The organism is Scytonema hofmannii PCC 7110 (assembly GCF_000346485.2).
Classification (GTDB): Bacteria; Cyanobacteriota; Cyanobacteriia; order Cyanobacteriales; family Nostocaceae; genus Scytonema; species Scytonema hofmannii.
In genome coordinates this window covers 2,658,889-2,669,086 of sequence record NZ_KQ976354.1, presented here as the reverse complement: position 1 = coordinate 2,669,086, position 10,198 = coordinate 2,658,889, and the positions used below count along the sequence as shown (strand labels likewise).

Genomic DNA, 10,198 nt, shown 5'->3' with positions numbered 1-10,198 from the left:
TGGACTTTTAACTCATCCAAGGTGTTCTCAGCTTCCCACCGTTGATGGTATTCTTGGGCTAAGAGCAATGCAGGAAAAGTTGAAATATCCATCAAATCAGTTACTAAACGATACACCTTTTCTACACCCTCAACTTCAATAATATATTCAATGACACGAACAGGTATTTTCGTCGCTCCCTTCTTTCTTGACTTTCCATCAGGAGCAAGCCAACTTAGATAGGAACCATCAGGAAAAGCTTTAACAAACTCAAATTTTACATGAGATGGCACGCGACCAAGAATATGACATTTTTGTTTGATTGCAGCATGAATCATTTTAAATGAGTGCAGTCCTCTGTCCCACATTAACAACATACTCTCCTCAACACTTCTTAATAGCTTTAAAGCTCCTTTTCTCTCTCCAATTCGATATGGACAACAAAATATGTCGATAATTAAATGAGTTCCTGCTTCGACTAAAAAAGTTAACCTAGCTTTGGGAAAAGCCGGATTTGTACCAGGACGAGAACCAGGGTAACCAAATACTTTAGCATTAGTTTCTGTATCAGGAACATCAAAAACTGTGCCATCCAAAGCCATTATTCTCAGTCCACCCAAAAAAGCACCTGGTGTTTTAATTGTTGCTAAAGGTTTTGCAACAATTTCAAATAAACGAGTCATAACAGCAGCACCAATTCGTTGTCTAGCTTCACTTATTGATGAAGATGTTGGTATCTTAAAACGTCTCTTAAAGGGGATTTGCAAAGAATTAAAACCCTGAATGAGATTTTTCAATACATCCACGATTGAATCGGAGGACCAAAAACTCATGGCGATTACTAGAGAGATTACTACGTGTGTAGGAAGTATTCTTTGACGCCGTGCGGTACTACTCGTTGTTGTAATCGCTGCCATAATCGACTCGGTAGGGATGATCTGGTTAAGAGCCAGCAGTAATTGTGCCCGATTTAGGATTTGATTGTTGAATTCAAAGTTAACTAGCATCATTAGCACTCAGTTTTGAAGTGAAATTTCGTATAAGATAATATTGATTAAAACACTTTTTGTTCTCGTAATCTATTCGAGAACTCTATCTTTCCCCAATTCCAATTGATGCCTACGAAAACTGACGATATTATTGCCAGAGCCGAACTCTTACAGCAAGCGATCGCTACTCTACAACTACAAATTCAACAAATTCAAGCTTCAGGAGAAGTTGCACCCGAAGGTTGTTGTGTCCTGCGCTACCAGGCACGCGGTCAAAAAGGAACTTACTGGTACTATAAGTTGCACGCTCAAATGCCGATTTTCCCTACGCAAACTCCTAATAAATTAAGTAAATATAAGCATTTGGGGAAAGCTGGAAGCCCCGCTCATATTGATGCTGTTATGCAAGTTACACGAAGAATGCAAATCGACACCTTAAAAAATACGATTCATTCTCTCAGACAAAACTGGATAGATTTGTACGAAAGTCTCAAAGACAAAAAATAACCTTGCCCATCCGCTTTCAGTTATCGTTTTTAATACGCGAACACATTTGACACTGTTTTACCCTTTATTTCCCTTAACCGAGCAGTATTGAGAGTGGTGGTATCTATACGTCTTTCATGACGCAATTGAGCCAAGGCGATAAGAGATTCAACAGGGAGTTGACTTTGTCTGCGATTTTCTTCTTCAATAACAACACGTAAAAGTGGCAAGTCAGCTTCTCCACCAGGAAGTCTAACAATGACTGAGTGGGCATCGCTGCGTCGATAGTCAGGTGCAGGTCGCCCGTAGCGCAGTAAGCCTTGATAAATTAAATCTACACCCCGCCCCGTGCGTTCAGCAAGTCCAATGCGTTTGATAGCATCAGCTAAGAAGGGGTTTCTTGGTCTAGGTTCTACAACCAACAAGTTATCTAAAGTGACACCTTCAACAAATCCCCCAGGGTTGCTGATAACAATACCGTAGTCTTCCCAACGAACATGAACGGCTCCCAATCTGGTATAATCTCTGTGAATAACAGCATTGACAAAAGCTTCACGAAATGCCCGTTGGTCGTAATTGGGAACGGGTACGCGGAATAAACCTAACCTTCTAATACTTGAAAGGCTACTTCATGAGTCGGTATGTGTTCGCGGATTGCTGCTTCTCGACCTAAGATTAGTAATCCTGTAATAGTGGGTATGCGATCGCCATCACGAGAACGCACAAACCCCAAAGCACCATCTAGTTCTTCATCGCTCAACGATAAAAGTGTGCGATCGGCTATTACTAGATAGCCCTGTTCTTGTCTAAAATCATTCATTGTTGTTTAAACCCACATTCCGCATCTCCATCTCCTGTTACAATCATGTCAACAATAAATTGTTTCAGATCTGGTCTCTTATCTCTTGAGTATCCGTGGACAATTTTTATGGGGAGCATCTCTTTCTCTAATTCTGCTTCTTGATTGATTTCATTTATTTCCTCCCCTTCTTTTTTGTACTCTCCCTCTACACACATTGAAGTCCCATCTAAATGAACACTATTCATTTCTACTTGGAACTTATGAGCAGCTTTTATAGCGATCGCTGTAAATAATTTGGTTGTCCCCGCTTCGTAATATTTGTCCAATGCTCTCCCTAATCTGTCATCATTTAAATGCTCTGGTAATACTCCCGTTCCTATTAGATGTTCGGTTGCTTTGCCTATAAAAAATTCTGGAAATAGATATAATGGGGCGCTCAAAAACCCTAATCCATTCAAAATCATCGCTTTCATTACTTGTCCTGGACTTAAGGTTTCTTTTTCTTTTATTCCTACTTTTCTATTTACTTCTTCTACCAATTCCATCTCGTCTATTATTCCTGCTATTATTCCTAAATGGTCTATATTTAGAACTTTTATTGCTTCAATTGGCTCATTCATGGTTTTTTCCTCTTTCTGCCCAACTCGATTATTTTATATGATAAAAGCCTGTAATGATTGTCCAGTAATCATTACAGGCTTTTATTTTTCAAATTCATAATTATTAAATCCGCTTTAATATGTGCGGAATGTGGGTTTAGCGATCGCTGTTCTACTAATCCAAATTGAACGAGTATAATCTTGCTTCAGGTGCTGTGCAGCAAGTTTCACTGCTGCCATTGCTTTGATGTCTCTACTCTCCCAATCCACATCTGGAGTACCGTTGTTTTTTGTGGTAGTGGTAGATAGATGCATCTAGATCTGAAACCACCCAGTCAACGCCACAGCCAACGCATCTGCAGCATCATCCGGGCGGGGAACATAATCCAAGTTCAACTCGTGCGCCACTGCTGCTTGAACTTCTTGTTTCTCTGCATTCCCATACCCTGTAAGCGCTTGTTTAACTTGAGCGGGTGTAAACTCCACAATCGGTAACTTATGCTGTGCAAGAACTAACAACACAACACCCCGTGCTTGTGCCACGAGGATCGTATTTGCCATACGATAGAAGAAGAATTTCTCAACAGCCACTAATTCTGGTTTATATTCCCCAATCAGGGTGTGCAGATCGTCGTATATCATACATAGTCGTTGTCCTAACTCCATACTCGCTGGGGTACTGATTACACCAAAATCTAGTAAATTTACTGACTCTTGTTGCCCCGTAGTTTGACTTTTTTGGCATATAATCGCGCCAAATCCCAAACTTGCCAGTCCGGGATCTAGCCCTAAAATTCGCTGTTCCATTCACTTGTTGTTTCTCTATACCCAGAGGAAAAATAAGTCGGCACACTGGCAACTTTGACTACTCTGTTTTGGTCTAATGGGATGGAAAAATGTCACAATTCCACATTCGGGAAAAAACCAGGTGGTGTACATTTTCTGTTATTCATTGTTGTTAGTAGCACTGCTCCTTTTTGTGGTATGTCAATAGGTTTTCTCAGACAAGCCCTCAACGCCCTGCAAAAGCAGTCGCGCCGTCGCACTTCCCATCGGGTTAATCAGTGGTTCAAATGGTTGTCCCCTGGATTATCGATTAAACGATGGTTGCTCATCAGCGTTGGGGGTGTACTGCTAGCAAGTCTGGGTCTTGCTATTTGGGTTAGATTAACGCCAATCTTTTGGGCAATAGAGTTGATTAGGGGCTTTCTGGGAACAATCACCAATATTGTACCGTACTACATCAGCGGTCCTTTGGTTTTGTTGTGTGGCTTGCTCTTGCTTTTATGGGGACAAACTCGGACAGTTGGTTCTATTACTGCAGTCCTCAGACCAGAAGGCGATGAAGAACTGATTGATGTCTTGCTCGCACATCGTCGCTTGTATCGAGGTCCTAAAATTGTCACAATTGGCGGTGGCACTGGTCTTTCTACGTTACTTCGAGGACTCAAGGTTTACAGCGCTAACATTACCGCTATTGTCACTGTCGCAGACGATGGGGGTTCTTCCGGGCGGTTGCGTCGGGAAATTGGTGTTCTCCCACCAGGAGATATTCGCAACTGTTTGGCAGCACTCGCTGATGAAGAAAAGTTATTAACTGAACTCTTTCAATACCGCTTTAAAGCAGGGGATGGGTTGACAGGTCACAGTTTTGGTAATCTGTTCTTAACAGCACTTAGTGATATTACTGGCGATCTCGAACGGGCGATCGCAGCTAGTTCTAAAGTCTTAGCCATCCGAGGACAAGTTTTGCCAGCAACTCTCAGTGATGTTCGCCTTTGGGCAGAATTGTCTGATGGTCGGCGGATTGAAGGTGAATCTAATATCACCGCCGCCGGAGGTCATATTGTCAAAATTGGCTGTACGCCCGCTCATCCCCCAGCTTTACCAGCTGTTATCAAGGCAATCAAAGAAGCTGACTATATTATTATGGGTCCCGGCAGTCTTTTCACTAGTGTGATTCCCAATCTACTCGTCCCAGAAATTGCTGATGCGATCGCTGCTTCTGAAGCACCCCGTATTTATGTTTGTAACATCATGACTCAACCAGGGGAAACCCAAGATTACACTGTTGCAGATCATATTCGGGCAATTGACGCTGCATGTGGAAAACCCCTATTTAACGCCGTACTCGTACATAAAAAATCTCCTACTCCTCGCGCACTTGTGCGTTATGCCCAACAAAACTCCCATCCCGTGTTTCTAGATCGAGAAGACGTGACAATGTTAGGGCGGCGAATTGTTCTGGCAAATGTCATGCATGAAGATGAAACAGGTTGCGTGCGCCACAATCCCCAACGACTGGCAAAGGTGTTATGGCGTTGGTACAGTGGAGCACATCAAGGGAAGTAGGAATTGGATAGTTGTTAGTTGTTAGTTGTTAGTTGTTAGTTGTTAGTAGCTAATAACCACTATCCACTATCCACTATCCACTAACAATTAACCAATTATGAAAATTTCTTTGTCAGATACTACGGCAACACGTAAACTAGGTATTGCACTCGGTCAATCTTTAGACGCTGGGAGCGTTATTTTACTACACGGCGATCTAGGTGCTGGCAAAACAACCCTAGTGCAAGGTATGGGTCACGGGTTGGGTATCTCCGAACCTATTGTTAGCCCTACTTTCACCCTGATTAATGAGTATACGGAAGGACGTTTCCCTCTGTATCACCTCGATTTATATCGCTTAGAACCAAAGGAAGTCGCTGCTTTAAATCTGGAAACTTATTGGGAAGGTGTTGAGGTGACACCAGGAATTGTGGCAATTGAGTGGGCTGAACGATTGCCTTATAAGCCAGATAGCTATATAATAGTTTCTCTGACTTATAAGAATGAGGGCAGTCGTCAAGCCGCGATCGCAACACACAATTGTAGTATTTCAGAAGAACTATTGGGCGCTAATTTGTAATTCGCGATGGGAATTTAATGAATACTTTTACCAAGAACTGCGAGTTACAACTTAGTTATGTTGTTGTACCTACTCTTACTTAATATCCAGAAAAAGACTCAAACCAAGCAACGCCAGCCTTTTTGGCTCCGGGTATGAGAATCCAAGCAAGGCGCTGGTTTTCCGTCATACTATTGCCTGCATATGTGTGCTGGTCAATTCTGCCACTTCCACGCTCGTCAGTGTAATTAGCTAGCATTGTCATTTTTTTACCAAGTATTGTTTACAAATATTCTCCGTAGGTAGATATTTCACCAGTAGTGTTATTAACTGGTTCCTCTACCTATGTAAACAAAGACTCAGTAGATTTTTATCAAGATTTCATGAAGTATGTATAAACTAGGTTTACGTATCAGAAAATGTTAACTGCGAACAGTTTATTAAAGGATTTACTGATAGGTAATCAGTGACCAGTGACCAGTGACCAGTGACCAGTGACCAGTGACCAGTGACCAGTGACCAGTGACCAGTGACCAGTGACCACTAACAACTAACAACTAACAACTAACCACTAACCACTAACCACTAACCACTAACTATTGATTAAACGTCAAAGCTTGACCCCTTACCTCTGTATACAATTTGCCTTTTTCATAAACAATTTGACCGCCTACAATCGTCACAACGGGCCATCCTGTTAAATTCCAACCCTCAAAAGGACTCCAACGACACTTAGTTAATAGTTCTTCTGGGCGTACTGGATGGTAAGTGTTTAAATCTACTAAAACTAAATCGGCATCGTAACCGGGTGCGATCGCTCCTTTATTAGGAATAGAATATGCTTTAGCTACAGCTTGAGACATCCAGTTTGCTACTTGGGCGACAGTACATTTCCCGTCCATTGCGGCTGTTAGCATTAAAGGCAGGGAAGTTTCTACTCCGGGCATTCCAGAGGGTGTTTTGGGGTACTCTTGCGATTTTTCTTCTAAAGTGTGTGGCGCGTGGTCTGTGGCAATGAAGTCGATCGTGCCATCGCGTAAGGCTTCCCAAAGAACTTCGTTATCGTGAGGCGATCGCAAAGGCGGGTTCATTTGCGCTCTTGTTCCTATTTTGGCGTAAGCATCCGTATTCAACAATAAGTGCTGCGGCGTGACTTCTGCTGTCACCCAACTTGGTTTGTCTTGACGCAACAACTCTGCTTCTTCTGCTGTTGACATATGCAGAATATGTAGGCGACGTTGATATTTTTTAGAAAGTCTTAATGCTTGCTGGGTTGCCAATAATGCTGCTTGGTTATCTTGGATTTGAGAATGAACTGCGGGGTCATGAATCCCAGCAAATTCTGCTCTTCGCTGTTGTATTCTGGCTTGGTCTTCTGCATGAACAGCAATTAAGCGGTCTCCTTTGGCAAAAATTGCCTCTAGTGCAGCGTCTTGGTCAACCAGTAATGAACCGTGCATCGACCCCATGAATATCTTGATCCCTGGTGTCGGTTTTGCTAATAGTATATCTGGGAGGTTATCTGCTGTTGCCCCGATAAAAAAGCCATAATTCACCAAGCTCTTTTGGGATGCTCGTTGTAACTTGTCATCAAGTGCATACTGGCTAATTGTTGGAGGGCGTGTATTTGGCATTTCTAAAAATGAGGTGACTCCCCCTTTAGCACAAGCACAACTCGCAGTAAATAAGTCTTCCTTATATTCGAGTCCCGGTTCCCGGAAATGTACTTGTGGATCGATGACTCCTGGCAACAAAGTTAACCCTTCTGCGTCAATTTCTGTTGTTGGGGTTGCCTTTGTAATTTCTGGAGCCACCTCAACTATTGTGCGATCGCTTGTCAATACATCACCAACTAGCAATTCACCAGTGGGTAAAACGATGCGAGCACGACGAATTAGCAAACTACTTGCGGTAAATGGCATAGGTCAACTGCGTTATTACAAGAGTTAAGCGTGACAGATTACCATCCATATAGGTTAAACTTGGTTGAACTATGAGCGGGAGTATTGTGTTCTTCGTTACAAAAAAGTTAATATTTCTTAAACTATGAGTTACTACATGAATTCGTTTCTTTCTACCCTCTGCCTTTTTGTAAAGTTAAGATAAACCAATACAACATCCCTGCTCGGATAAATCATTCACCTGCTTTTTATAAGCCATCACTCTAGTACTTTCATGCAAAATCAAGTGTCTGATAACAACTCTAGCCATCAACAGCCCAATAATTCGTGGATCGCAGAACTAGGTAGAACAATAGTTTTAAGCGTTGTTCTCGCCTTGGGAATTCGTACCTTTGTTGCTGAAGCACGTTGGATTCCCTCTGGTTCTATGGAACCGACTTTACATGGTTCCCCAAATCAGTGGGAAGCAGACAAAATTATTGTGGATAAATTAGGCTACAAATTTTCTGAGCCGAAGCGAGGCGATATTGTAGTCTTTTCTCCCACAAAAGAACTACAAAAAGAACAATACCAAGACGCCTTTATCAAGCGTGTAATTGCTTTACCAGGGGAAAAGGTAGCACTCAAGAACGGTAAAGTGTATATCAATGGCAACCCCTTACCAGAGCAACAGTACTTGACAGATAGTCAGCGTACAGTCGTTGACGTTTGTACATCCGGTCAACAACCTCCTTTCCTATCTCAACCCGTCACGATACCAAACAACTCATACTTAGTATTAGGAGATAACCGTAACAGCAGTTACGATAGTCGTTGCTGGGGTGTTGTTCCTCGTGAAAATATTATTGGTCGTGCGGTACTTCGCTTTTGGCCTCTCAATCAAGTTGGGGGAATAGATAAAAAAGAGTTATATAACAATTAATGGTTGGTGGTTAGTGGTTAGTGGTTAGTTGTGAAATACACTGCCTCAAAACAAAGCTAAATACGCCTCTATATTAAGCTAATAATTCTATAACTGGCACAGCCTCAGTCAACCTAATTCTTGTGGAATGGGCGTCCTCACCCGCCCATCTGTGCAAATTTAGAGCGCAACAGCTTAGCTAGAAAGCCCGGTCATGACCACCGGGCTTGTTTTTTGGATTTCTCTTTTGTACGGTGCTCACGTCTGATATTCATTCAATAAAGGTAACTCGGCTAAATACGTGTTTGGCAATCCTGCCAGTTTGCAGCTAGAAATGATAGAAAGTGTCATCATGGAAAATACTGAGACACTAAAAATAATTCTCCAGCAGTTAAAAGTCTAGATTCTGATTGCCGCAGTACTTCCTTAAAGATACGCGGTTTCCACGCTCCCAAGAGGTTTTCGATGAATCAAGATCCATCAACATCTAATTATGGCAATATTCTTATAGTTGATGACCAGCTTGATAACTTACGCGTATTATCAACTGTTTTAGCAAAAGAGGGGTATCACGTTCGTAAAGCCCTCAACGGGCAAATGGCTTTAACTGCCGTCAAGACCTTGCCCCCAGACATTATTTTGCTAGATATTAATATGCCGGAAATGGACGGCTATGAGGTATGCGAAAGATTAAAAGCCGATCCAGCAAACAGCAACATACCCGTGATTTTTATTAGTATTTTAGATGATGTCTTAGATAAGGTCAAAGGAATTAAAGTTGGTGGTGCAGATTACATTACCAAACCATTTCAGTTTGAAGAGGTCATTGCACGGGTACAAAATCAACTGACTATTCAAAAATTACAAAGAGAACTTCGAGAAACCAACCAAAAGCTTTCAGAGCAAAATGCTTTGTTGTTATTAGAAATAGAAAAACGTGTCAAAGTTGAATCTGCCTTACAAACAGCTAACGACAAACTGAGAGAATTGGTTTGGGTGGATAGTTTAACACAAGTTTCTAACCGCCGTTTTTTAGATGATTACTTGCAACGAGAATGGCAGAGGTCAGCACGAGAGCAACTTCCTCTTTCTTTTATTCTGTGCGATATAGACTATTTTAAATCTTACAACGATACCTACGGTCATGTAGCAGGTGATGATTGTTTGCGGAAGGTGGCTCGGGCTATTCGTTATGCAGTTAGGCGTCCTGCCGATGTGGTAGCTCGTTATGGAGGAGAAGAGTTTGCTGTGATTTTACCCAACACAAATTTTCATGGAGCAGTGCGAGTAGCTGAAAATGTTAGGTTACGGATAAAAGAATTAAAAATTCCTCATTCATCATCTTTTGTGAAAAATTATATTACCTTAAGTATGGGTATAGCAACTAAAGTTCCCGTGAATCCGTCTTTACCAAAAACTCTTATCGCTGCTAGTGACAAGGCTCTCTATCAAGCGAAACTACAAGGACGTAACGGATATTGTGCTTGTGTGCCTGTTGCCCGACAAAATTGCTCCGGAAATCTTTCTGTCGCGGGAGAAATTAAATGTTGGAATAAACAATATATCTTTGAGGAGGAGGGTTCTTTGAGTGAAGATTAGTAAAAATTAGTTTTCAAGCTAGTCGCTCGGAAAAAAAGGTTGACTCCTGCAA

12 protein-coding genes and 1 pseudogene are annotated in these 10,198 nt (G+C 41.9%); 5 read left to right on the top strand and 8 right to left on the bottom strand.

Going from position 1 to position 10,198, the window contains the following annotated elements:
- Positions 1-989: IS4 family transposase (locus WA1_RS11480; protein WP_066612845.1), on the bottom strand; the 989-nt coding region annotated here is incomplete at its 3' end.
- Positions 990-1,094: 105 nt separating this feature from the next.
- Between WA1_RS11480 and WA1_RS11475 the strand changes: the two genes are divergently transcribed.
- Positions 1,095-1,475 carry a hypothetical protein gene (locus tag WA1_RS11475; RefSeq protein WP_017750188.1) on the top strand — a complete coding sequence of 127 codons (381 nt, stop codon included), beginning with the start codon at positions 1,095-1,097 and terminating at the stop codon, positions 1,473-1,475.
- Positions 1,476-1,504: 29 nt separating this feature from the next.
- On the opposite strand, the gene WA1_RS58640 is transcribed toward WA1_RS11475, so the two are convergent.
- From WA1_RS58640 to ruvC, 5 genes and pseudogenes are all read right to left on the bottom strand, one after another.
- On the bottom strand, positions 1,505-1,966 hold the full coding sequence (locus tag WA1_RS58640; protein ID WP_066612838.1) for an ATP-binding protein: 462 nt from the start codon (positions 1,964-1,966) through the stop codon (positions 1,505-1,507).
- 89 nt (positions 1,967-2,055) lie between these two features.
- On the bottom strand, positions 2,056-2,274 hold the full coding sequence (locus WA1_RS58635; protein ID WP_017748327.1) for a hypothetical protein: 219 nt from the start codon (positions 2,272-2,274) through the stop codon (positions 2,056-2,058).
- A gap of 23 nt (positions 2,275-2,297) precedes the next feature.
- Positions 2,298-2,876: pseudogene (locus WA1_RS11460) on the bottom strand (IS1634 family transposase); the annotation flags it as partial.
- A 114-nt stretch (positions 2,877-2,990) separates the two neighbouring features.
- Entirely contained in the window at positions 2,991-3,170 is a 180-nt protein-coding gene (locus WA1_RS11455; RefSeq protein WP_017748329.1) for a hypothetical protein, read from the bottom strand.
- Complete coding sequence (ruvC, locus tag WA1_RS11450; protein WP_017748330.1) at positions 3,171-3,662, bottom strand: crossover junction endodeoxyribonuclease RuvC; 492 nt, start codon at positions 3,660-3,662, stop codon at positions 3,171-3,173.
- A gap of 177 nt (positions 3,663-3,839) precedes the next feature.
- Between ruvC and WA1_RS11445 the strand changes: the two genes are divergently transcribed.
- On the top strand, positions 3,840-5,207 hold the full coding sequence (locus WA1_RS11445) for a gluconeogenesis factor YvcK family protein (RefSeq protein ID WP_026135198.1): 1,368 nt from the start codon (positions 3,840-3,842) through the stop codon (positions 5,205-5,207).
- Positions 5,208-5,304: 97 nt separating this feature from the next.
- Positions 5,305-5,766, top strand: a complete 462-nt coding sequence (gene tsaE / locus WA1_RS11440; RefSeq protein WP_017748332.1) for a tRNA (adenosine(37)-N6)-threonylcarbamoyltransferase complex ATPase subunit type 1 TsaE — start codon at positions 5,305-5,307, stop codon at positions 5,764-5,766.
- Positions 5,767-5,845: 79 nt separating this feature from the next.
- On the opposite strand, the gene WA1_RS56865 is transcribed toward tsaE, so the two are convergent.
- Together WA1_RS56865 and WA1_RS11435 are read right to left on the bottom strand one after the other, a co-directional pair.
- Positions 5,846-6,010, bottom strand: coding sequence for a hypothetical protein (locus WA1_RS56865; protein ID WP_017748333.1), 165 nt, complete (start codon positions 6,008-6,010; stop codon positions 5,846-5,848).
- A 331-nt stretch (positions 6,011-6,341) separates the two neighbouring features.
- The gene (locus WA1_RS11435; RefSeq protein WP_017748334.1) at positions 6,342-7,667 is read right to left on the bottom strand and encodes a dihydroorotase; all 1,326 of its coding nucleotides are present in this window, start codon (positions 7,665-7,667) and stop codon (positions 6,342-6,344) included.
- A gap of 253 nt (positions 7,668-7,920) precedes the next feature.
- Here WA1_RS11435 and lepB point away from each other — a divergent pair, with 253 nt between their 5' ends.
- Together lepB and WA1_RS11425 are read left to right on the top strand one after the other, a co-directional pair.
- Entirely contained in the window at positions 7,921-8,568 is a 648-nt protein-coding gene (lepB, locus tag WA1_RS11430; RefSeq protein WP_017748335.1) for a signal peptidase I, read from the top strand.
- 444 nt (positions 8,569-9,012) lie between these two features.
- A complete protein-coding gene (locus WA1_RS11425; protein WP_017748336.1) occupies positions 9,013-10,146 on the top strand; it encodes a diguanylate cyclase domain-containing protein in 1,134 nt (377 codons plus the stop codon).
- The last annotated feature ends 52 nt before the right edge of the window (positions 10,147-10,198 follow it).